The organism is Tritonibacter sp. SIMBA_163, from assembly GCF_046535935.1.
Classification (GTDB): domain Bacteria; phylum Pseudomonadota; class Alphaproteobacteria; order Rhodobacterales; family Rhodobacteraceae; genus Epibacterium; species Epibacterium scottomollicae.
Map to the genome: position 1 here is coordinate 1 of NZ_JAWJBP010000508.1, position 269 is coordinate 269.

Here is a 269-nt window from a genome sequence, read left to right on the forward strand (position 1 = left end):
GGTTCGATCCGCTCATTACCGCTGACGGCCAGATCCTCGACAACGAACGTTGTCTGCGCATTGGCCGGGCCGGCCAGAAAAAGGGCCAGGAAGCACGTGCCGAGCAACTGGACGAGGCCGCGTCCGCGGGTGATTCGCCTAGTCGCCAAGCTGGAAAAGCGCTCGATCATGTCCTGTCCCCGCCGCCGCGAATCGACGTCATTCATCTACATGTTGTAGAGGACGTCATTAACTGTCGCAAATACTAGCAGAGCAAGGATCAAACTCAG

1 protein-coding gene is annotated in these 269 nt (G+C 58.0%); it reads right to left on the reverse strand.

The window, feature by feature from the left end:
• On the reverse strand, positions 1–206 hold a 206-nt coding region (locus R0J92_RS23325; protein WP_411053425.1), incomplete at its 3' end, for a hypothetical protein.
• Positions 207–269 lie beyond the last annotated feature (63 nt).